The sequence below is a fragment of the Cesiribacter sp. SM1 genome, assembly GCF_020178975.1.
Lineage (GTDB): Bacteria > Bacteroidota > Bacteroidia > Cytophagales > Cyclobacteriaceae > Cesiribacter.
In genome coordinates this window covers 11,867-34,172 of sequence record NZ_JAHXBU010000092.1, presented here as the reverse complement: position 1 = coordinate 34,172, position 22,306 = coordinate 11,867, and the positions used below count along the sequence as shown (strand labels likewise).

Below are 22,306 nucleotides of genomic sequence, written 5' to 3'. Positions count from 1 at the left end.
TATATTCAATTACCCCTATGCAAATTTCTGCAAAAGTAAGAAAACACAAGCTTCAATTCTATTTCTCAGCAGGAACTTCACGCGGAGTTTTACATTTTAAAGATTCCTGGTTTATCCGCGTGGATGCAAATGGTACATCAGGCATAGGAGAGGCGGGTCCTTTGGCAGGGTTAAGTCCCGAAGGTACAGATCTGGATCAATACTGGCCACAGGTACTTAAAAACCTGGAATCCAAACCAATGCCACAAAACCAGGAGGAAGCCTACAGACTGGCAGAGCTTGCTGCAGAGGGTGTTGCTTCTATCCGCTTTGCACTGGAAACTGCCTACCTCGACTGGCTGGGTGGGGGCGAAAAAATTTTGTTCAGGAACAGCTTTTCTGCCGGAAACAGCTCTATACCTATCAATGGTCTTATCTGGATGGCCGACAGGGCCACCATGAAAGAAAGAATCGATGATAAAATGCAGGAGGGCTACAGATGCCTGAAGCTAAAGATAGGTGCCATCGATTTTAGAGAAGAGCTAAGCCTGCTGGAGTACATCAGGAGCCAGTATGGAGCAGAAGAGCTGGTGATAAGGGTTGATGCCAATGGTGCCTTTAGTCCGTCGGAAGCACAAAGCAAACTGGAGCAGCTGGCTGCATGGGATTTACATTCTATTGAACAACCGATCCGGCAGGGGCAATATGCAGCCATGCAGAGTCTGTGCAAAAGCTCGCCTGTACCTGTTGCGCTCGATGAGGAACTGATCGGCATTACCGCTTTTCAGAAAAAACAGGAACTTCTGGATATACTTAGGCCCCCTTACATCATATTAAAACCCAGCCTGCTTGGCGGACTGGCTGCTACCCGTGAATGGATACAGCTGGCAGAGGAGCGTAATATTGGCTGGTGGATCACCTCAGCACTGGAATCAAATATAGGGCTTAATGCCATTGCACAATTTACTGCCCAATATGCTCCTGATTTGCCACAGGGGCTGGGAACAGGAAAACTTTACACAAATAACCTGCCAGCACCCCTTGAAGTTGAGCGGGGCTACCTGAGTTACAGGCAGGAGCGAGGCTGGGATTTATCACTCCTGGCGTGGTAATGCATCAGCCTTTTCCTGCATGCTTTTCTATTAACTCCCTGCATACCTTTGGCACACCTACAGATGCCTTTGCCTCTACCATATGCAGATTGGGGCGCTGGTGAACCAAAGGTAGCTTCGGGTCGATGATGTATTTAGGAACATGATCCTCTACATAGTACAACAGGCTGGCAGCCGGATATACCTGCATGGAGGTGCCCACTACCATAAAAATGTCAGCTTCAGCTGTTTCCGCTATAGCAGGCTCCATCATTGGCACAGCCTCGCCAAACCACACCACGTGCGGACGAAGTTGTGAGCCCTTTTCACAACAATCGCCCATGTTCAGCTCCCAGCTGTCCATATCATAGAGCAGCGATTCATCTGCAGTGCTTCTGCTCTTGAAAAGCTCTCCGTGCAAATGGAGTACACGGCTGCTTCCGGCTTTTTCATGCAGGTTATCTATGTTTTGGGTGATGATGGTCACCTGGAAATGTTTTTCCAGCTCAGCCAGCGCTTTATGCCCTTCATTTGGCTTTACATCCCTGGCTGCTTTGCGTCTCTGGTTATAAAATTCAAGCACCAGTTCCGGATCCCGGGTCCAGGCCTGTGGTGTGGCAACGTCTTCTACATTGTGGCCTTCCCAAAGTCCGTTTGCATCTCTGAAAGTAGGAATGCCGCTTTCAGCACTTATGCCAGCGCCTGTGAGTACAACAACTTTTTTCTTATCCATAAATAAAAAACCTCCCCGGGACAGGGAGGTTTAAGAAAACCAGCTATTTGTTACGGACGAATCATCACTTCTTCAGCTGTTTAGCCTTCAATCGCCAACCGGCCAGCATCACTTCCCTAGGTCCTGCTGCTTTGTTTCATCTTTTCCTGCCAGGGCCGCTTTCCAGCGGGTAATATCTTTAGAAGAAACAATAGCCCCGATCACTTTCCCACCGGCATCGATGATAGGCTGATGATGTACTTCAATAGTAAGCACTTTGTCTTTCAGGGGGCGTTCAGTAACCATCACGAAGGATTCACCTGCTAATGCCCTGTCGTAGCGATCCTTCCAGCTTGCATGCTGATCGGCAGGAAGTTTATCAAATATATTATCGCCTTCCTCCAGGCTTATATTCGACTGGGCATAACGTTCCCTTAGGGTTTTATTTGCTATCAGTATTTTGTAACTGCAGTCAATGGCAAAATAGGTATCATCAGTATTATCTATGAGGCTGTTAACAATAAAGCGCTTAAAATCTGCCTCCTGCTGCGCCAGAACCGTATCTGTTACATCTCTGGAAATAACAGACACCCCAACTATATTTCCGTTCTCATTTCTGATAGGGTTATGGTATGTTTGGGAGTAACGTTTACCCACTGCGCCAGAGCTTTCCTGAACGATAGAGTACTGCTCTCCGGCAAGCGCACGGTCATAGCGGGGCTTCCAAACCTCCCAGGCCGATTTAGGCAATACATCTTTGATAAGGGTGCCTTCCTCCAGAATTATGCCCATACCCCTGTATTTATCAGAGAGTACTTTGTTTACAACTGTAATCCTATACTCCTCATCCAGGGCAAATATAGTATCAGGTGTATTGTTGATCACTGAGTTCAGGTTATGCTCTTTTCTTTCTATTTCTGATTTAGCACGGCTCATTTCCTCCTGGGTAGCCTGTAGTTCCTCCATATTCTGCCGCATCTCTTCTTCCTGTGCCCGTAGCTCTTCGGTCATCTCCTGAAATTTCTCCAGCAACAGATGTGTTTTCTCATTCGTCCTGGTAGATGCAACAGCAGCAGCCAGGTTCTCTGCTATCTTACTGATAAATTCAACCTGATGAGGTTCAAGACTTTTGAATGATGCCATTTCCAATACGCCCTGAACCTGTTCATTAGTGATAAGAGGCACCACCAGCACTTCTGTTGGGTTAGCGCCACCCAAACCCGAGCGCACCTGTACATATTCTTCGGGAACATCATCAATATGAATAATACTTTGTTCCTGCCAGGCCTGCCCACACAATCCTTCTCCCAATAATATCTCTTTTTGCAGATATTTTTTTCGGTCATAGGCATAGCTGGATACCATGGTGAGTACATCCTGCTGTTGGGTTTCACTCCTAGCAGTTACAAAGATGGCCCCATGGTTAGCACCTACATATTTTACAAGATTTGAGATAAAAGCATCACATAGTGCATTGATGGAACTGTTGTGGGTTCTTAAAATGTCTCCGAAGAGCGTAAAGCCTTCGTTCACCCAATTGCGTTGCTGATCTTCTTTAGCTACTTTAAATAAACTATCGCGCATGCCAGCAAGGCTTTTACCCAGTTCGCCCTGCCTGTTAAATACTTCTACCTCATTATCGAACTTTCCCTGGCCAACCTGTACTGCAAATTCCTGTACTGCCCTCAGGTGTTCGGTTAACTTGCTTAATTCATGGGTAATCTGGCTGGTCTCATTGCGGCTTTGCTCAATAACTGCTGGTATGTTGCCTGCGCTAAGTTCTTTAACAGATCGCCTGATCCTGTAGAGGCTGCGCGTAACCTGGGCTACTAAATAATAGGCTAAACCCACACCAGCCAAAAAACAGAGGGCTAAAAGTGAGAGTGACACATAAGAAAGGTAATCTAGGTACTCTTGTTGCTTTTGCTGTTCATCTTCTATCTGCTGGTCTGTGTTGGTAGTGAGGAGCGACATTAGCGCCTCTGCACGTGAGTTCAACTGGCTCATCTCCTGGTAATTCAAAGCCTTAACTCCATTATTGCCAGTAAGAACCGGAGTAGCATCTGCCGGAGAGATTATTGAATTTCGCTGTTGTAGTTTAGTCAAAAATTGATGCTGTGCATCATAGATCTCTTTTATCTGCTCACTAAGTAAATTGATGTCATTACTCAGCTTTGCATTAACGGTATGGTTACAACATACATTAATCTCTTCAATGTCAGGCTGGAGATTATATTCCCAAAGTTCTCTCCAGTCATTTGTTGTTTCTGAACTTTCTGTTGCGAGTGAGACACTGATGAGCAGCATGCTTTTGTTCAGATTTGAATTTATACGCGCAACAGATGATTTAAGGGGCTGTAGCTGCTGATGGAGTACTAAGCGTGAATTGTTGAGCTGTTCTGAAATCCAAAAATTAAATCCAATCAGTAACAGGGTAATGGAACCCATAGCTATAAGGGCAAGTACTATATTGCCCTTGATGCTGTTCAGGCGCAGAACAGTTTTCAAAAATGATAACATGGGAGGAGGCGTTAAGCGTGATAACTAAACTTATGCACCTATATTAAACATTTTAATGCTCTGGAAGCTGGCAGGAGTAATAAAATGAATTAATTTAAAGAAAAAGTTATATTATAAGTTAGCGTTTTTTTGGATTTTAGCGCCTCACAAATATGATTAAAAAAAGCCTCTGCTGTTTAGCAGAGGCTTTATCAAGTCTATTTCTTCTTCGCAAATTTACGGCCTTTTTTCTCCGGTGTCTGCTCTGCCAGTGTAAGGCAGTCATGTAAGGTGAGACTTTCAGGCTCTCTGTCTTTAGGGATCTTCACATTTTTAGATCCTACTTTAATGTATGGCCCATAACGCCCCTGCAGTACCTGTACTTCGGCGTTTTCTTCAAAAAGCTTGATTACTTTTTTAGCATCAGCCTCCTGTTTTTCCTTAATCAGGTTTATAGCTGTTTCCTCATCTACAGTTAAAGGATCCATATTCTTACCTAAACTGTAGAACTTATTGTTGTGGCGTAGGTAAGGTCCAAAGCGGCCTATGGCAGCAGTAATGGTTTTCCCTTCAAGTTCGCCTACTGTTCTGGGAAGTTTAAACAGCTCAAGTGCTTCATCCAGCGAAATGCTCTCCAGGTACTGGCCTTTTCGAAGACTTGCATACTGCGGCTTTTCTTCCTCAGTGGCTTCGCCCAGCTGTACAATTGGGCCAAACTTGCCTAAGCGAGCGTACACTGTAAGGCCGGTTTTTGGATCTGTTCCCAGTTCGCGTAACGTATTAACAGAAGCACGTTCTATGTTTTCAGTGTTTTCTACCTTCTGATGGAAGTTTCCATAGAAACGGCCAATCATCTTGCTCCATTCCTCATTGCCCTGGGCAATCTCATCAAACTCTTTTTCTACACGGGCAGTAAAAGAGTAGTCAATTACATTAGGAAAATTGGTAACCAGGAAATCATTTACAACCATAGCCAGGTTGGTAGGGAAAAGTTTATTTTTTTCTGCCCCCGTTATCTCTGTTTTACTCTCCTGGCGTAAATTATCCTTTTCAAGGTAAAGCTCCTGGTACTCTCTTTCCTTGCCCGGGCGCTCTTCCTTAATTACGTACTCACGCTTTTGAATGGTAGAAATGGTAGGTGCGTAAGTAGAAGGCCTGCCAATCCCCATCTCCTCCAGTTTTTTAACCAGAGAGGCTTCAGTATATCTTGCAGGTGGCCTGCTAAACGTTTCTCGTGCCTTCAGGTGGCGTGAGCTTAGCATCTGCCCTTCATTCAGGGGAGGTAACACACCTTTTTGTTCACCGTCTTCAGCTTCCTCGTCGGTAGATTCTATATAAACCTTCAGGAAACCATCAAACTTAACTACCTCGCCGGTAGCTGTGAAATAAGATCCTGCCGAATTGGCTGATGCCAGGGTTTTACCGGCAGCTGTCTGGATGGCAATGCGAACATTAGTACGCTCCAGTTGTGCATCGGCCATCTGAGAGGCTATGGCTCTTTTCCAGATCAGTTCATACAGGCGCTGCTCCGCATTATCGCTGCTGGCCACCTGCTGGCTGAAATCTGTAGGGCGAATGGCTTCGTGTGCCTCCTGCGCCGACTGGCTCTTGGTTTTGTACTGCCTGGTATGAGAGTATTTATCTCCCCACTCACTGCGGATCACGGCAGAAGCATTTTGTTGTGCTTCTTCAGATAAACTCGTAGAGTCGGTACGCATATAGGAGATTTTACCTGACTCGTACAGGCGCTGCGCCAGCGACATGGTTCTGCTAACAGAATAGCCAAGCTTGCGCGAAGCTTCCTGCTGAAGGGTAGAGGTGGTAAAGGGTGCAGCCGGCGACTTTTTAACAGGCTTTTTCTCCAGCTTATCTATCTGGTAAGCGGCACCCTTACAGCTATCCAGAAACGCACGTGCCTCTTCCAGGGTATTGAAGCGATCATTCAGTTCTGCCGAAAGTGTTTTGCCCTCTGGCAAGCTGAAAAGAGCTGTTACTCTGTAGTTAGAGGTGCTCTGGTGTTTATCGATTTCACGCTCCCTGTCTACCACCAGGCGTACAGCAACCGATTGTACCCGGCCTGCTGATAAACCTTTCCGTACTTTTTTCCATAATACAGGCGATAGCTCAAAACCAACCAGCCTGTCCAGAATACGGCGTGCCTGCTGTGCATTAACCAGGTCCAGGTCAATGGTGCGTGGATTACTAAGAGCCTGTTGAATGGCTTTTTTGGTAATCTCATGAAACACAATACGTTTGGTGTTCTGATCTTTCAGATCCAGGGTTTCCTTCAGGTGCCAGCTGATGGCTTCACCTTCGCGGTCATCGTCACTTGCCAGGAATATGTTTTCTGCTTCTTTGGCCAGCTTCTTTAACTGCTTGATTATGTCCTTTTTATCATTACTTATCTCATAGGTAGGATTAAATCCATTGGCAATATCAATGGCCATGTCATCTTTAGGCAGGTCTCGAACATGCCCATAGCTGGAGGCAACCTTGAATTCATTACCTAAGTATCCTTCTATAGTTTTGGCTTTCGCCGGTGACTCTACAATCACTAAATTTTTGGCCATAGTAAAAAATATTCTTACGATTCTTCAAATATCTAACTTATACACTTATTTGCAAGTACTGTCGGTAGGCACTGCTACAGACAATAAACCCAAACTTCTGAAAATTATTTCCATTTACCGAAATGAATAAAGAACTATTACTCATTCGCCACTCTGAGGCCAACCCTGCTTATCGTGGTCAGACGGATGCAGACAGAGAACTGACAGAGAGCGGCGCCGTGCGTGCCATGCAGCTGGCTAATCATTTAAAGTCCAGGAACTTAACTGCCGATGCTTTATTTAGTAGTACAAGTGCAAGAGGCAGGCAAACTGCTGAACTTCTGGGAGAGAAAATATTAAAACCGCAGCAAGAAATAATTTTTTCTGATGATATCTATGAATCATCGGTAAGAATTATGTTTTCGCTCCTTACAAACCTGGAAGAAAATCTTGAACGGGTATACATAGTTGGGCATAACCCCATACTTACCTACCTGGCTGAATACCTAACAGGAAGTATCGTAGAAGAGTTAGAACCATGTGGTGTTTTATTGTTAACAACTTCTGATGAGCTCAATAAATGGTCGCAGCTATCGGCCGGAACCATGACCTTGAAAGAATACATGTCTCCTGCTAATTTTGTGCAGGCCTGATACTTTATATAATATGAAATCCAGAACAAAGGAAGAAGTAATACAGCAATTTAATCCTAACGGAGTAGGTGCTTTGGGCAGCCTGTTTGGTTTACCATTCAGCCCCGAACATGCCAGCATTGTAGTTATACCCGTACCCTGGGAGGTTACTGTTTCTTATGGTGCCGGAACAGCACAGGGACCGGAAGCAGTTTTGCAGGCCAGTCCGCAACTAGACCTTTACCAGCCCGACATAGCCGACGCCTGGCAGATGGGGATCAGCATGCTGCCCATACCAGAGCAGTTGCTGGAGAGAAGTACCTCCTTAAGGGAAAAGTCTGAACTGTATATAGAAGCACTCGAAAACCAGAACGTAGCAGAGCAGCCAACAGAAGTACAGCAGGTGCCCACCCTGGTGAATGCGGCCTCCGGCGAGATGTGTGACTGGGTACAGGCACAGGCAGAGCAGCTGTTGGAAGCGGGAAAAATCCCTGCAGTGTTAGGTGGTGACCACAGCACCCCATTAGGTTTGATGCGGGCACTGGCAGCTTATCATAAAGATGGATTTGGCATACTACAGCTAGATGCCCATGCCGACCTAAGGATAGCATACGAAGGTTTCAGCTATTCGCATGCTTCCATTATGTATAATGCATTACAGATAGAAGGAGTAAATAAACTGGTGCAGGTTGGCATACGCGACATTTGCGGAGAAGAGGTGGAGGTTGCAAGAAAAAACAGCACCCGAGTAAGCATATTCTATGACCGCTACCTGAAGCAGGAAGCTTATAAAGGTAAAAGCTGGCATAACCTGGTTTCAGAAATTATAGAGCAGTTGCCTGATAAGGTATATATCAGCTTTGATATTGACGGACTGGACCCTAAACTTTGCCCCGGTACCGGAACACCAGTACCCGGCGGATTTGAATACGAAGAAGCCATGTACCTGATAGAAGCTGTAGTGAGAAGTGGCAGAACCATTGTAGGCTTCGATTTATGTGAAGTGGCGCCCGGCGAAAGTGAATGGAATGGAAATGTGGGGGCTAGAGTGTTGTACAGAATGGCAAATCTGGCAGGAGTATCACAGGGTCTGCTAAAGCTGGAGTAAAATTTATTGTAAGAAAGAGAAGAGGCACAGTCTTAGTACACTGTGCTTTTTTTTTATTTTAAGGCAACGACCTTACACCATGCCCATAAACAAAGAGCAATTTTTAAAGCACAAGCATGGCAGAGCAAAAGGTATAAATCACTGATTAACTTATATATATCTTAGCACGAACATTATTTATTGTATTATATTAACATTTTTTTTGTATTAATCGTGATGCTTTCATACCTTTGTAAGGTTGACATATGATTATAAAACTTACTCGCTGATTAACTGCTTCTCAATTATGCAAATCTTACGCAACACGGCTTTATTCCTGCTTGTCGGTGTTCTCACCATTGGTTTTGCGCAGGCACAAACAGAAGTACAACAAAAAGTAGAACGCTACTTATTTTCTAACTACAACACCAATAAGGCAGCGATCCGCGAAAATGAACGCACGATCCGAATACTGGAAGAAAGGTACGATAACTACCTGGAAACCCTGGATATGGAAACAAAGGCACTGGTTGTAGCACAGGATAAGGAAGTAAAGCAGTACCTGGCAAAAGTGGAGAAGGTTCGTGATGTACAGCTACTCACCCAAATGGTTGAGGAAGCTCATGCAAAACATGCTGTTGCACTGGATAAATTTGTAAACAAAGGCCTGAACTCAACAGCAGATGCGCTGGAATGCCGCAAAATAATTGTAATGAGACTGGCGGAGCATGAACTGATCACAGCAAAACAGGACAAGCTGATTGCACTGTTGAAGGATGATCACACCCGTCATGAATTTATCATGACATTGCTTAAAAAAGGAAAAGTTAAAGAAAGCACTGATTTAAAGGCATTTGCAAAGAGTATTGACTTAGAAGTACTCGGCTATGGTATATAGGTTGACATATTTTAATATTAAACCGGCTCTTTTTTAGGGCCGGTTTTTTTTGTGTTAAAAGTACTGATAGGCTAGGCAGGGCTAGCGGGCTTTTCGTACTTTTGCAGCCCAAGTTTAAAGATATGGCTGAAGTATACGCAGGAATAATTGCAGGAGAAACAGGCTTTAATTTAAAACAGGTAGCTGCTACCCTAAGCTTGTTACAGGAGGGGGCTACGGTTCCGTTCATAGCCCGTTACCGTAAAGAAGTAACCGGTTCACTAGATGAGGTTGCCATTGCTACCATCAGAGACAGGGCAACACAACTGGAGGAGCTCGATAAACGCAGAGAAAGCATTCTTAAATCTCTCGAAGAGCAGGGTGTGCTTACTCCGGAGCTGAAAGAAAAGGTTGAGAATGCCGAAACCATGTCCCGCCTGGAAGATATTTACCTTCCGTATAAACCAAAGCGAAGAACCAAAGCTACCATTGCCCGGGAAAAAGGGCTGGAGCCTTTGGCCACCCTTATTTTCGAACAAAAGGAAAAGAACCCTCAAGCTGCTGCAGAGGCATTTATTGATGCAGAAAAAGGTGTTGCTTCTACCGAAGAAGCACTGGAAGGTGCCCGCCATATTATAGCAGAGTGGGTGAACGAAAATGCCGAGGTGCGCAGTAAAGTGCGCCAGCTGTTCCTGAAAGAAGCCATTGTGCGCTCCCGCGTTATTACAGGCAAAGAAGAGGAAGGCAGCAAGTACCGCGACTATTTTGATTGGGAAGAACCCATCACCAAGGTACCTTCTCACCGTATGCTGGCCATGCGCCGCGGCGAAAAAGAAATGATCCTGATGCTGGACATTGCACCTGATGAGGTTTCTGCTATAAACCTGCTGGACGATCAGTTTGTAACAGCCTCTAATGCAGCTGCAGAGCAGGTAAAAATTGCGGTAAGAGATGCTTATAAACGCCTGCTGAAACCAAGCATGGAAACAGAGGTAAGGCTGCACACCAAAAAACAGGCCGACGAAGAGGCAATCAGGGTATTTGCCGATAACCTGCGTGAGCTGTTGCTGGCCTCTCCGCTGGGGCAGAAACGTGTACTGGCACTGGATCCTGGATTTAGAACCGGCTGTAAGCTGGTATGCCTGGATGAGCAGGGAAAGCTGCTCCAGAACGAAACCATCTATCCAAATGAACCTCAGCGCAAAATAGGCGAATCTGCAGCATTGCTGTATGAGCTTTGTGAAAAATGGAATATAGAAGCCATCGCTATTGGTAACGGTACAGCCAGCCGCGAGACAGAACGTTTTGTGCGTAGCCTGAAGCTGCCAAATAATCCGCTGGTTGTAATGGTAAACGAAAGCGGCGCTTCTATCTATTCAGCATCTGATGTAGCCCGTGAGGAATTTCCTACACAGGATATTACGGTGCGTGGTGCAGTGTCTATTGGCCGCCGCTTGATGGATCCCCTGGCCGAGCTGGTAAAAATAGATGCAAAGTCCATTGGTGTAGGTCAGTATCAGCACGATGTGGACCAGTCGCAGCTTAAGAACAGCCTGGATGAAACCGTGATGAGCTGTGTAAACCGCGTAGGCGTAGAGCTTAATACTGCCAGCAAGCAGTTGCTTACCTATGTCTCGGGCTTAGGTCCGCAGCTGGCGCAAAACATTATAGATTTCCGGAACGAAAATGGGCCTTTCAGAGACAGGGACTCCCTGAAAAAAGTGCCCAGGCTTGGTGCCAAAGCTTTCGAACAGGCAGCAGGCTTCCTGCGCATTCAGAATGCAAAGAATCCGCTGGATAAAAGTGCAGTACACCCCGAGCGGTACAACATTGTATCCAGAATGGCTGCAGATGTTAACTGCACCATTGATGAGCTGATGCAGAATAAAGAAAAACGGCAGGCCATTGATCTTAAGAAATATGTAAGCAATGAAGTAGGTTTGCCAACCCTGCAGGACATCCTTAGCGAGCTGGAGAAACCTGGCAGGGACCCGCGCAAAGAATATGAAGCATTTTCATTTGCTGATGAGGTGCATGAAATCGATGACCTGAAAGTAGGCATGAAACTGCCTGGTATTGTAACGAATGTGACCAATTTTGGTGCCTTCGTTGATATTGGCGTACACCAGGATGGCCTGGTGCACATCAGCCACCTGGCAGACCGCTATGTTGGCAATCCGGCAGATGTGGTGAGTGTACAGCAAAAGGTTGAAGTTACTGTGATGGAGGTTGATGTTGCCCGCAGGCGCATTGCTCTAAGCATGAAAAAAGATCCCTTTGGCGCAGCAGAACCCAAAGAGCCCAGGGGCAAATCAGATGACAGTAAAAAAGGCGGTAAGCGACAGGAGGGAGGCAGACCTAATAAAAAAGAGGAGGAGCCTCAGGATATGAATGCAATGCTGCAAAGCCTTAAAAATAAATTTCGCAACTAAATAAAAAATGCCTGCCAGTTATTGGCAGGCATTTTTTATTAAACATAAAAAGCGGTCCATGCTATGAACCGCTTCCTGAGGAGGAGAGAGGAATTGTTATTCCTCACCAACAAGTTCTTTCCACTGGGCAAAGCGCTCAGCTATTTTTACTTTCATTTTTTCATAGTTATCCCAGGTATCCTGCACATGATAGATGGATGGCAGGCTGCCCGCCAGCAAATCTGTATAGTCTTTTTTGTAAATGCCACCACCATAGTAGAAGTAAGTAAACAGGTTGCCCTTGCTGTTGAAGAGTTCATACCCCAGGTACCCATCCCACAACTCACTTAGAATGGTGCAGCTAATTTCTTTTCTGTGAAAACGGAAGATCTGGATGCCGGCCTCATCTTCAAAATACTCAGAGTATAGCTCATTTTCGATGATCCATCCCAGGTACATCCCTATATGAACGTAGGCCTGTTCAATGGGCAGGGATTCCGGGAAATTACCCAGGAAATGGTTCTTGGCATTATCGTAAATATTCTTATCCAAAGGCGATGCTTTACTGTTCTTTTGGGGTTCCATTATAGGGTGAGGGTGTAAGTACTTAGATACTTTGATGATAAGTAGAAGAGTACACGCCAAAGTACCGAATTAATTGGCAATCAATAAAGAACATGTAATATATTCTAAGGAATGGTGGAAAGTGGCCTGTCACCGAAGAAGAAATAGCAAAGCAGAATTGCGGCAATAATACCAACGATATCCGCAATCAGTCCGCAGGCAACAGCATACCTTGTTTTGGTAATATTTACTGAACCAAAATATAAAGCCAGTACATAAAAAGTTGTTTCTGTAGAACCCTGCATAATGCTTACCAGTGTGCCCGGAAACGAATCGGCACCATAATTTTGCATGGCTTCCACCATCATGCCCCTGGCACCACCCCCACTGAAGGGCTTAATGAAAGCAGTGGGCAGGGCTGGTACAAACCGGGTATCCAGGCCAGCAATTTGAACCAGGCTGGCAATACCCTCAATGAGCATTGGCAGTGCACCACTTGTGCGAAATATGCCAATTGCCACCAGTATGGCCACCAGGTAAGGAATGATTTTTACTGCTACCGTAAATCCTTCTTTAGCACCCTCAATAAATGCTTCATAGGCATTTACCTTTTTACGCCAGGCCATCAAAATAAAAATGATGATGATACTAAAGATGATAATGCTGCTGATAAGGCTGGAGGCAACTGATATTTCATCAGAACTTAGGGTGCTGAAATAAGCGATCAATCCACCAATAAACAGCGTAAGGGAGCCTAGGTAGAACAGCACCACCCGGTTTAACAGATTGATCTTCTGGAAAAAAGATACGGCAATCAGGCCTGCAATGGTAGAAAAATAAGTCGCTAACAGGGTCGGAATAAATATATCAGCCGGATTTGCAGCACCCTGCTGTGCCCGGTAGGCCATAATACTTACCGGTATGATGGTTAAGCCCGAGGTGTTAAGCACCAGAAACATGATCTGTGCATCTGTGGCAGTATCTGGCTTGGGGTTGAGGGTCTGAAGCTCCTCCATGGTTTTCAGGCCCAGTGGTGTTGCTGCATTATCCAGGCCCAGCATATTTGCCGAAAAGTTCATCACCATGGGTCCATAAACAGGATGGTGAGGGGGTACACCAGGAAAGATCCTTTTGAAAAAAGGACCTGTAATTTTATAAATACCCTCTACCACGCCTCCCTGTTCGCCAAGGCGCATGAGTCCCATCCACAGGGCCAGCACACCAGTCAGGAACAGGGAAAGCTCAAAACCGGTTTTTGCCATTTCAAATGTTGATTCTACAATGGCAGGGAATACTGCAGTATCTCCCAGGATAAGAAGCTTGAAGAGTGCAACAACAAAGGCAATCAGGAAAAAGGCAATCCAGATATAATTTAAGACCATGGAGGGAAAATTTTCGGAAAATAGAGGTTTCGAAAAAGGATATACTAGCAGGACTACACCTGGTTAAGCAGGTTTAATATATGACAGGCCGCAAGACCAGCAGTTTCGGTACGCAATCTGCTGGGGCCAAGGCTTACCGGCTGGAAACCATTTTCCAAAGCCATTTCAATTTCTTCTTTGGAGAAATCTCCTTCTGGTCCTATCAATATACAATTATTACTATTCTTAGCTGCAGCCTGCATCAGGTGCGCACGAGGCTCATCATCTACATAGGCTATAAAATTTGTCGTGTTTTCAACTGCAGGGCCAGCTATAAAATCTTTATAATGAACAGGCTCATGAATCATGGGCATCTGAAAGTTCAGGGACTGCTTCATGGCACTTACTGCTTTTTTGTAGAGGCGGTCAGGGTTTATCTTAAACCGTTCACTGTGCTTACACACAAGCAGGCTCACTTCATCAACGCCCAGTTCCACACATTTCTCAAGCATCCACTCCAGCCGGTCTGTATTTTTAGTAGGCGCTATAGCCAGGTGAACCCTGTAGGTACGTGCAGGCTGCTCTTTCTCCGCCAGTATCGTAAAAGTACAGTGTGCAGGATCTGCATCCGTTAGTCTGCACTCAAATAGCTGGTTTTTGCCATTGGTAACCCATATGGAATCACCTGCCCTGTGACGCAGTACCCTTACGCAATGCTTGCTTTCCTCTTCGGTTAAGTAAAGATGCCCTGGTGTTTCCGGCTGATAGAATACTTGCATTTTGTAAAGATAGGTGATCCAAAACAAAAAAATCCTGCCGTTACTGGCAGGATTTTATCTATGTATGATTTTTTTATCCATTCGTCTGTTGCAGCCGTTTTACCAAGGCAACGTACTCACTTTTTGCCTGATCCTGCGGTTTTCCTTTTTGTTCTTCCCAGGCAGCATATTTGGCAATGCCTTTGAAATCAAACCCATTGGGACGTTCACCCTGTACATCTCCTTCAGTGGCTTGCTTATAAAGTGCATATAACTGAAGTAGTTCGTCGTTAGAGGGGCGCTTGCTAAGCTGTTTGGATTGCGCTACAGCATCCTGAAATTCCTGTTCTTTAATCATAGGACTAACGTAAAAAATAGTATGCATACATACAAATAAATTGTAGGTATGCATACAAAAAAGCCCCGGAAATTTCCGGGGCTTAGGATTCTATCATTAATATTTCCAGCTTACCTGTTGTCCATAGGCACATAAGGACGCTGGGTAGCACCTGTATACACCTGGCGCGGACGACCAATAGGCTCGCGGTTTTCACGCATTTCTTTCCATTGCGCAATCCAGCCTGGCAAACGACCCAGGGCAAACATTACAGTGAACATTTCTGTAGGGATGCCCATGGCGCGGTAAATAATGCCACTGTAGAAGTCTACATTAGGATACAGCTTACGCTCAACAAAATAATCGTCTTTCAGAGCAGCTTCTTCCAGCTTCTTCGCAATTTCCAGCACCGGATCATGGATACCCATTTTGGTTAACACATCATCGGCAGCTTTTTTGATGATTCTGGCTCGCGGATCAAAGTTTTTGTAAACCCGGTGTCCGAAGCCCATGAGGCGGAAAGGATCGTTTTTATCTTTTGCCTTCTCTAGGTATTTATTAGCATCACCACCATCTGCTTTGATCTGCTCCAGCATTTCAATTACAGCCTGGTTGGCACCGCCATGCAATGGTCCCCAGAGCGCATTGATACCCGCAGAAATTGAAGAGTAAAGACTGGCCTGTGATGAGCCAACTATTCTTACAGTAGAGGTAGAGCAGTTCTGCTCATGGTCGGCATGCAGGATCAGTAAAGTATCCAGTGCCCTGGCAACAACAGGATCTGGTGTATAATCTTCAGCCGGCAGGCAAAACATCATACGCAAAAAGTTACTGCAGTAATCCATCTGGTTATTAGGATAGATTACCGGGTGCCCCATTTCATTTTTATAGCACCATGCCGCAAAAGTCGGCATTTTTGCAAGAATACGAATGATGCTAAGATTAACCTCGTCGATACTCCTGTTAGGGTCTAGTGAACGTGGGTAGAAGGCTGTAAGCGTGCACACCAGTGAAGCCAGTACACCCATTGGGTGGGCATTGGAAGGAAAGCCATCAAGGATCTTCTTGATATCCTCATGCACCAGTGTATGGTAAGTTATATCCTGTTTAAATCTTTCAAACTCCTGTTGCTTTGGCAGCTCACCATAGATTAGCAGGTAAGCAACTTCAAGGAATGTAGATTTTTCAGCCAGGTCTTCTATGTTATAACCTCGGTAACGGAGAATACCCTCTTCACCATCTAAAAAAGTAATGGCACTTTTGGTGGCACCTGTATTTTTATAGCCCGGATCAAGGGTTATAAGGCCACTTTCTGAACGCAGAGTACTGATATCAATAGCCCGTTCGTTTTCAGTACCTTCAACAACTGGCAGTTGATAAGTCTGGCCATTATACTGAAGGGTAGCAAAATTATTGGACATGCCTAAGTATAGTTTTGGTTGTATACAACGTAAAATTTACGGTAGCGAATATAATACAAAATCCGGGGAACGCGAATCTGTTTAACGGAATGGCTAAAAAATGTAATCTTTTTACATTATTATTAAACTGCGTTCAACAAAAAGGGTTCTGCAAGCTGAACATTAAAATATGATAGAGGAGTTAAATCAGTTTATGAACGTGTTGGTAGCTGCACTGCTAACAGGGGCAATAGGCTGGGAACGTGAGCAGCGAAATATGCCTGCAGGTTTAAGAACTAACATGATTGTAGGCGTAAGTGCTGCATTGCTGGTGATATTAGGTCATATGATGGTTGAGTTTTACGACACCATGGATGCTGGTGCATCACTGCAGTACGATCCTCTGCGTGTGGTACAGGCCATCATCGTTGGGGTTGGTTTTATAGGCGGTGGTACTATATTAAAAGTAGCCGATAAAGAAAAGATCCGTTACCTCACCAGCGCAGCTACCATTTTAATTTCTGCAGGCATAGGCATTGCTGTAGCCCTTGAACGTTATTTATTATCGTTACTGGTCGTAGGTTTGATCCTCACGATCAACTATGGGATCAGAAAATGGGAAAATCATACAGGCAGGTCATCAGACTGATATTGGGCAGTAGGCACAATTGTATTATCTTTACAGCTTAAGCCATGCATAAATGCTTACAAGAATTGTAGTGTTTGTTCTTTTGCTGGGAGGAATGCTATTCAGCGCCTGTGTTCCGGTACGGAAACAAACCTATCTGCAGGAACGCAGAAATGAGTTACAGCATTATCCTAAGGATACTGTTGTAAAAAAATTCACCGCAGAAGAGTACATTTACAAGTTGCAGCCTGGGGATGTGGTTTCGGTGAGAATCACAAGTTTAACCCCTGAAGAGTGGGATTTTTTTCAGAAGAGTAATCCGGGAGCATCACAAAACGGGCAGCAAGACCCACTGTTATCTGGTTATGTTATCTCTGAAGAGGGTGCCATTCAACTACCGGTTGTCGGTTCTGTTGCCATTGCCGGCTTATCTATCATAGAAGCAAACCAGCATCTCCAGCAGCAGGTAGCCCAATATCTAAAAAACCCTACTGTGCACATCAAGCTGTTAAACTTCAACTACACCTTACTGGGGGAAGTGAATACACAGGGCACCTTTACTACGTATGATCCAAGGCTCAACATCTTACAGGCTGTGGGCAGGGCAGGGGGCTTATCAGAATTTGCCGACAGGGCCAATGTAAAGGTTGTGCGTAAAATTGGCGAAGAAGTAGAGATCGCATTTGTAAATCTGTTGGACGATGATGTGATCACTTCACCTTATTTCTACCTCCGTCCTGATGATGTGGTGGTGGTGCGCCCCCTTAAAGCAAAGACCTTTAACAACTTCACTGCCAGGAACATATCCCTGGGACTTTCTGTAATATCAATCCTTAGTATCCTCTATCTAAGATTTTAGAAAGTTCAATGGCATCATTCAAGAATATATAAAGCTTTAACAGGACTTTATGTAGAATTATGTAGTTAAAGCCAAAAAAGTACATGAGGGCTACATTCTAGCTATCAAATAGTTATGATTAAAAGAAGAAGCCTTAAATTTAGCTTTCAATTGTATATTCTCCGGTGGGTCATTAAATAAGTAATGAAAACAGCATTAATAACAGGTATAACAGGGCAGGACGGCTCCTATTTAGCAGAACTATTATTGGAGAAGGGTTATATGGTGCATGGCATTAAACGCCGTTCGTCCTTATTCAACACCGATAGAATAGATCATCTGTATCAGGACCCGCATGAAAAGAACGTTCGGTTAAAGCTCCATTATGGGGACTTAACCGATTCCACCAACCTGATCCGCATCATCCAGGAGGTACAGCCGGATGAGATTTATAACCTGGCTGCCATGAGCCATGTGCAGGTAAGCTTTGATACCCCGGAATATACTGGTAATGCCGATGGACTTGGTACTTTAAGGATCCTGGAAGCCGTGCGCCTTCTTGGACTTAGCGAGAAAACAAGAATTTACCAGGCCTCTACCTCAGAACTATACGGCAAGGTACAGGAGGTGCCCCAGTCAGAAAGAACGCCTTTCTATCCACGCTCTCCCTATGCGGTTGCCAAGATGTATGCCTACTGGATTACCGTTAACTACCGCGAGGCCTACAATATGTATGCCTGCAATGGCATCCTGTTCAACCATGAGTCTCCTGTGCGGGGTGAAACCTTCGTAACCCGTAAAATCACCCGGGCCGCAGCCAGAATTGCTCTTGGCGCACAGGATAAATTGTTTTTAGGTAACCTGGATGCAAAACGTGACTGGGGCCATGCCAAAGACTATGTAGAGGCAATGTACCTCATCCTCCAGCAGGAGAAACCAGAAGACTATGTAATTGCCACTGGCAGAACCACATCGGTACGTGATTTTGTACGAATGACTTTTGCTGAGCTGGGTGTTGCCTTAGAATTCAAAGGGAAAGGTGTTAATGAGAAGGGGTATATATCCAGCACGGATGGACGCTACCAATTACCAGCAGGCAAGGAAGTAGTTTGTATTGATCCTCGTTATTTTCGTCCCACCGAAGTAGATTTGCTTATTGGAGATCCGTCAAAAGCGAAAAAGCAGCTAGGCTGGGAACCAAAACACTCGCTGCAGGATTTGGTGAAAGACATGGTAAATTCCGACATGGAGCTCATGAAGAAAGACGAGCACCTGGTTAATAACGGGTTTAAGACTTACAATTATTACGAGTAAAAATAGCAGTGGCTCAACAGACTCAAGTGAACAGCACCGGACAGCAGCTTGACTATAAGAGGTACCTTTTTCTGGTATTAAGATACTGGTATGTGGTGCTGATTAGTCTGCTCCTGTTCCTGGCTTGGGCTTATTATAAAAACAAGTATTCTCCCAGGACCTATCAGGTGGCCATGACCCTGCTCATTAAAGAGAACCAGGGCCAGGAGAATTCTGCGGCCATGTTGTTTAGCAACTCCCTGATCAAACCAAACATCAACTACTACAATGAGCCCTACCTCCTGAAGGCAGATCCACTGTTAGGAGAGGTGGTGCAAAAGCTAGGCTTCACTACTAGTTATTACTTGCAGGGAAACATCAAAACCACTGAAATTTATCCCGGACTTCCGCTTGAATTCATTGCCGATACTACAAATGGATTCGTTCTTCCTTATGGAAGTACTTTTTGGTTTCAGATACTGAATAGCCGCCAGTTCCAGATTAAGGATTACGTTGAAGATGAACCTTTGTTTTCTGGTGCAGAGCCTGTTTATGAGTTTGGAGACTGGATCAAATTAAAGGATCAAACCCTACAAGTAAATAAAAGGCCAGGATTTACAAGCCCGGAGGCTTACCACCAGGCTTATATAGTACGCTTCAACAATCCAGGCAGTATAGCTGCAGAGTACGCTTCAAAACTAAATATTAAATGGGTAGAGGAAGGGGCTGCTGTTTTATCACTAAGTACCATTGGTGAAATTCCTGAAAAAGAAATTCGCTTTCTGCAGGCGCTTGCAAAAACCTATATAGAAAAAGATCTTACGAGGAAAAATCAAAATGCCTCCAATACGATTGGGTTCATTTCAGATCAGCTGGCACAAATTGGCGATTCATTAGATCTTATTGAGCGGAGACTACAAACTTTTAAGCAGGAGAACATAGGTGTAGGTTTGGGAGATCGTGCCAATGTACTTTTCTCTAAACTACAGGGCCTAGAGCAGGAAAAAAACCTGACAGTACTTAAGGAAAAATACTTTGATTACATCAGTGATCATATAGCTAAAGGCGTAGAAACCACTGATTTTATAGTGCCATCATCTTTGGATATTAGTGATCCAGTACTTAATAGCCTAATAGAACAATTAGTAAACCTTCAACTACAAAAGGAAGAGCTAAAGAGGAGTACTCAAGCATCAAATCCAATCCTCATCACCCTTGATGAACGTATTAGTGATCTAAAGCAGAACCTGCTGAAAAGCATAGAAGCCCAACGGGGAAGCATCGATATCTCCCGAAAATCCATCAACAGAGAAATCAATCTTGTTGAAAGGGATATCAGGCAGCTGCCAAGATCGGAGCGTGAATTCATCAACATCCAGCGGGTGTACAAGCTTAGCGAGAGCTTATATAATTATCTCCTTGAAAAGCGTGCTGAAGCCAGTATTACCAAAGCTTCTGCCACCTCTGATATCTCCATTGTGAATCCACCCAAGCAGGTGAGTGGTGCCATCACACCAGATGTAAAGGGTAACTACACTAAATCAGCAATTTTTGGTTTAGGCCTGCCGTTGGGTTTTCTTTTTCTGCTGTTTTATTTCAACAACAAGGTACAGTCAAAAGAGGATCTGGCTAAATATACCAGTATTCCGCTCTTAGGAGTAGTGGGGCATAATCCTGCCAATAATAATCTGATCGTTACCACAAAACCTAAATCGGCCATTGCAGAGTCGTTCAGAGGCGTAAGGTCAAACCTTAATTTCTTCACTTCCTCTACAAATGGCAGCAGTGGCAAGATATTTCTACTAACTTCTTCCATCAGTGGCGAAGGCAAGACCTTTTGCTCCATCAACCTGGCTTCTGTTTTTACTTATAGTGGGTTAAAAACAGTGATTGTAGGAGCGGACATGCGCAAGCCAAAAATATTCCAGGACTTTAATCTGACCAACGATGTTGGACTGAGCAACTACCTGGCAGGAGTCAGCAAATTGAAGGAGATTATTCAGCCAACCCACATAAAAAATCTATATGTTATTTCCGGAGGCATCATTCCTCCCAACCCGGCAGAACTCCTGCAGGGTGAAAGAATGGCTGCGCTGATGCAGCAACTTAGAGCTGAATTCGATATCGTGATCATCGATAGTCCACCCCATGGCCTTGTAACAGATTCCCTGTTGCTAATGCCAGCTGTGGATCATACTATTTTTGTGGTGCGACAAAATTACACCACCACAACCCTGTTAAAGAATGTAGAAGCTGATTATGCCAACGGCCGCTTAAAAAACATAAGCATACTGCTAAACGATGTAAAAGTATCCAGGCAGGGGTATGGTTATGGCTATGGGTACGGTTATGGATATTACGAAGAAGATGAAGACAATACTAGAAGAAAAGGCCTTGCCGGACTATTCAGTTTCAGAAGATAACAAGCACCAGAATCCTGAGCTCCAGCAGGAAGACTGGACCCTGATCATAAAGCCACAATCAAGTCTGTTCGATCTTCAACTGGCAGAGGTGTGGCGGTACCGAGACCTGATGCTGTTGTTTGTACGCAGGGATTTTGTGACATTTTACAAGCAGACCATCCTGGGCCCGCTGTGGTTTTTCCTGCAACCCATCCTGACCACGGTAATCTTTACCTTTGTGTTTGGCAGGGTTGCCAATCTGTCTACAGATGGTATACCGCATGTGGTTTTCTATCTTAGCGGAATTGTGCTGTGGAATTATTTTGCAGAATGTGTCAATAAAACATCAGGAACGTTTACACAAAATGCAAACCTTTTTGGCAAGGTATACTTTCCCCGCATTGTTTTGCCCCTGTCGATCGTTGTGAGTAATCTGTTGCGCTTAGGTGTCCAGCTGCTTCTCTTTGTTGGGGTGTGGGTATACTTTTTTGCAAAGGGAGCCCAGATTACAATAAATGCCTATGCGCTTTTATTCCCTGTATTGATCCTGATCATGGCGGCATTAGGTTTAGGCCTGGGCATGATCATTTCTTCTCTGACCACAAAATACCGTGACCTTACCTTTCTGATCACCTTTGGTGTTCAGCTGGCCATGTATGCCTCACCTGTGATCTATCCAATTTCTTCCCTGGATGGAGACATCAGGATGCTGATCCTGGCGAACCCCATGAGTGCCATTATAGAAACCTTCCGGTATGGTTTTCTGGGTGAGGGGACTTTTAGCTGGGCATTGCTTGGGTATAGTGCAGGTTTTAGTTTAGTGGCTTTATATTTAGGCACACTCATTTTTAACAAAGTGCAGCGTTCTTTTATGGATACAGTTTAATC

Annotated in this window: 18 protein-coding genes; 10 read left to right on the top strand and 8 right to left on the bottom strand. The window is 44.7% G+C overall.

The window, feature by feature from the left end:
* Positions 1 to 17: 17 nt before the first annotated feature.
* Entirely contained in the window at positions 18 to 1,091 is a 1,074-nt protein-coding gene (locus tag KWJ01_RS19935; RefSeq protein ID WP_224998876.1) for an o-succinylbenzoate synthase, read from the top strand.
* Between the two features lie 4 nt (positions 1,092 to 1,095).
* On the opposite strand, the gene KWJ01_RS19930 is transcribed toward KWJ01_RS19935, so the two are convergent.
* The 3 genes from KWJ01_RS19930 to topA form a co-directional block, all read right to left on the bottom strand.
* Complete coding sequence (locus tag KWJ01_RS19930; RefSeq protein WP_224998875.1) at positions 1,096 to 1,803, bottom strand: NAD-dependent deacylase; 708 nt, start codon at positions 1,801 to 1,803, stop codon at positions 1,096 to 1,098.
* 108 nt (positions 1,804 to 1,911) lie between these two features.
* Complete coding sequence (locus KWJ01_RS19925) at positions 1,912 to 4,302, bottom strand: GAF domain-containing protein (RefSeq protein ID WP_224998874.1); 2,391 nt, start codon at positions 4,300 to 4,302, stop codon at positions 1,912 to 1,914.
* A gap of 197 nt (positions 4,303 to 4,499) precedes the next feature.
* Positions 4,500 to 6,851, bottom strand: coding sequence for a type I DNA topoisomerase (gene topA / locus KWJ01_RS19920; RefSeq protein ID WP_224998873.1), 2,352 nt, complete (start codon positions 6,849 to 6,851; stop codon positions 4,500 to 4,502).
* 122 nt (positions 6,852 to 6,973) lie between these two features.
* Here topA and KWJ01_RS19915 point away from each other — a divergent pair, with 122 nt between their 5' ends.
* The 4 genes from KWJ01_RS19915 to KWJ01_RS19900 all read left to right on the top strand — a co-directional run bounded on the left by KWJ01_RS19915 (position 6,974) and on the right by KWJ01_RS19900 (position 11,858).
* Positions 6,974 to 7,483, top strand: coding sequence for a histidine phosphatase family protein (locus KWJ01_RS19915; protein ID WP_224998872.1), 510 nt, complete (start codon positions 6,974 to 6,976; stop codon positions 7,481 to 7,483).
* Positions 7,484 to 7,496: 13 nt separating this feature from the next.
* The gene (locus tag KWJ01_RS19910) at positions 7,497 to 8,570 is read left to right on the top strand and encodes an agmatinase family protein (protein ID WP_224998871.1); all 1,074 of its coding nucleotides are present in this window, start codon (positions 7,497 to 7,499) and stop codon (positions 8,568 to 8,570) included.
* 286 nt (positions 8,571 to 8,856) lie between these two features.
* The gene (locus KWJ01_RS19905) at positions 8,857 to 9,447 is read left to right on the top strand and encodes a hypothetical protein (protein WP_224998870.1); all 591 of its coding nucleotides are present in this window, start codon (positions 8,857 to 8,859) and stop codon (positions 9,445 to 9,447) included.
* A 122-nt stretch (positions 9,448 to 9,569) separates the two neighbouring features.
* Positions 9,570 to 11,858, top strand: a complete 2,289-nt coding sequence (locus KWJ01_RS19900; RefSeq protein ID WP_224998869.1) for a Tex family protein — start codon at positions 9,570 to 9,572, stop codon at positions 11,856 to 11,858.
* 96 nt (positions 11,859 to 11,954) lie between these two features.
* Here the strand turns inward: KWJ01_RS19900 and KWJ01_RS19895 are convergent, their stop codons facing one another.
* The 5 genes from KWJ01_RS19895 to KWJ01_RS19875 all read right to left on the bottom strand — a co-directional run bounded on the left by KWJ01_RS19895 (position 11,955) and on the right by KWJ01_RS19875 (position 16,278).
* Positions 11,955 to 12,389: a hypothetical protein gene (locus tag KWJ01_RS19895; RefSeq protein ID WP_224998868.1), complete on the bottom strand. Its 435-nt coding sequence runs from the start codon at positions 12,387 to 12,389 to the stop codon at positions 11,955 to 11,957.
* 137 nt (positions 12,390 to 12,526) lie between these two features.
* Positions 12,527 to 13,783, bottom strand: a complete 1,257-nt coding sequence (locus KWJ01_RS19890; protein ID WP_224998866.1) for a nucleoside recognition domain-containing protein — start codon at positions 13,781 to 13,783, stop codon at positions 12,527 to 12,529.
* A 53-nt stretch (positions 13,784 to 13,836) separates the two neighbouring features.
* Entirely contained in the window at positions 13,837 to 14,541 is a 705-nt protein-coding gene (locus KWJ01_RS19885; protein WP_224998864.1) for a 16S rRNA (uracil(1498)-N(3))-methyltransferase, read from the bottom strand.
* Positions 14,542 to 14,614: 73 nt separating this feature from the next.
* Positions 14,615 to 14,905: an acyl-CoA-binding protein gene (locus tag KWJ01_RS19880; protein ID WP_224998862.1), complete on the bottom strand. Its 291-nt coding sequence runs from the start codon at positions 14,903 to 14,905 to the stop codon at positions 14,615 to 14,617.
* Positions 14,906 to 14,988: 83 nt separating this feature from the next.
* Positions 14,989 to 16,278 carry a citrate synthase gene (locus KWJ01_RS19875; RefSeq protein WP_224998861.1) on the bottom strand — a complete coding sequence of 430 codons (1,290 nt, stop codon included), beginning with the start codon at positions 16,276 to 16,278 and terminating at the stop codon, positions 14,989 to 14,991.
* Positions 16,279 to 16,447: 169 nt separating this feature from the next.
* On the opposite strand from KWJ01_RS19875, the gene KWJ01_RS19870 reads away from it, so the two are divergent.
* The 5 genes from KWJ01_RS19870 (at position 16,448) to KWJ01_RS19850 (ending at position 22,304) form a co-directional block, all read left to right on the top strand.
* Positions 16,448 to 16,906 carry an MgtC/SapB family protein gene (locus KWJ01_RS19870; RefSeq protein WP_224998860.1) on the top strand — a complete coding sequence of 153 codons (459 nt, stop codon included), beginning with the start codon at positions 16,448 to 16,450 and terminating at the stop codon, positions 16,904 to 16,906.
* Positions 16,907 to 16,958: 52 nt separating this feature from the next.
* The gene (locus tag KWJ01_RS19865; protein WP_224998859.1) at positions 16,959 to 17,744 is read left to right on the top strand and encodes a polysaccharide biosynthesis/export family protein; all 786 of its coding nucleotides are present in this window, start codon (positions 16,959 to 16,961) and stop codon (positions 17,742 to 17,744) included.
* Between the two features lie 183 nt (positions 17,745 to 17,927).
* Entirely contained in the window at positions 17,928 to 19,037 is a 1,110-nt protein-coding gene (gene gmd, locus KWJ01_RS19860) for a GDP-mannose 4,6-dehydratase (RefSeq protein ID WP_224998858.1), read from the top strand.
* 8 nt (positions 19,038 to 19,045) lie between these two features.
* Positions 19,046 to 21,439: a tyrosine-protein kinase family protein gene (locus tag KWJ01_RS19855; RefSeq protein WP_224998857.1), complete on the top strand. Its 2,394-nt coding sequence runs from the start codon at positions 19,046 to 19,048 to the stop codon at positions 21,437 to 21,439.
* Entirely contained in the window at positions 21,384 to 22,304 is a 921-nt protein-coding gene (locus KWJ01_RS19850) for an ABC transporter permease (RefSeq protein ID WP_224998856.1), read from the top strand. The genes KWJ01_RS19855 and KWJ01_RS19850 overlap by 56 nt, the downstream gene beginning before the upstream one ends.
* The last annotated feature ends 2 nt before the right edge of the window (positions 22,305 to 22,306 follow it).

Coding starts and splice junctions, on each gene's coding strand:
- KWJ01_RS19935 (WP_224998876.1), top strand. CDS start 18: ATGCAAATTTCTGCAAAAGTAAGAAAACACAAGCTTCAATTCTATTTC.
- KWJ01_RS19930 (WP_224998875.1), bottom strand. CDS start 1,803: ATGGATAAGAAAAAAGTTGTTGTACTCACAGGCGCTGGCATAAGTGCT.
- KWJ01_RS19925 (WP_224998874.1), bottom strand. CDS start 4,302: ATGTTATCATTTTTGAAAACTGTTCTGCGCCTGAACAGCATCAAGGGC.
- topA (WP_224998873.1), bottom strand. CDS start 6,851: ATGGCCAAAAATTTAGTGATTGTAGAGTCACCGGCGAAAGCCAAAACT.
- KWJ01_RS19915 (WP_224998872.1), top strand. CDS start 6,974: ATGAATAAAGAACTATTACTCATTCGCCACTCTGAGGCCAACCCTGCT.
- KWJ01_RS19910 (WP_224998871.1), top strand. CDS start 7,497: ATGAAATCCAGAACAAAGGAAGAAGTAATACAGCAATTTAATCCTAAC.
- KWJ01_RS19905 (WP_224998870.1), top strand. CDS start 8,857: ATGCAAATCTTACGCAACACGGCTTTATTCCTGCTTGTCGGTGTTCTC.
- KWJ01_RS19900 (WP_224998869.1), top strand. CDS start 9,570: ATGGCTGAAGTATACGCAGGAATAATTGCAGGAGAAACAGGCTTTAAT.
- KWJ01_RS19890 (WP_224998866.1), bottom strand. CDS start 13,783: ATGGTCTTAAATTATATCTGGATTGCCTTTTTCCTGATTGCCTTTGTT.
- KWJ01_RS19885 (WP_224998864.1), bottom strand. CDS start 14,541: ATGCAAGTATTCTATCAGCCGGAAACACCAGGGCATCTTTACTTAACC.
- KWJ01_RS19880 (WP_224998862.1), bottom strand. CDS start 14,905: ATGCATACTATTTTTTACGTTAGTCCTATGATTAAAGAACAGGAATTT.
- KWJ01_RS19875 (WP_224998861.1), bottom strand. CDS start 16,278: ATGTCCAATAATTTTGCTACCCTTCAGTATAATGGCCAGACTTATCAA.
- KWJ01_RS19870 (WP_224998860.1), top strand. CDS start 16,448: ATGATAGAGGAGTTAAATCAGTTTATGAACGTGTTGGTAGCTGCACTG.
- KWJ01_RS19865 (WP_224998859.1), top strand. CDS start 16,959: ATGCTTACAAGAATTGTAGTGTTTGTTCTTTTGCTGGGAGGAATGCTA.
- gmd (WP_224998858.1), top strand. CDS start 17,928: ATGAAAACAGCATTAATAACAGGTATAACAGGGCAGGACGGCTCCTAT.
- KWJ01_RS19850 (WP_224998856.1), top strand. CDS start 21,384: ATGAAGACAATACTAGAAGAAAAGGCCTTGCCGGACTATTCAGTTTCA.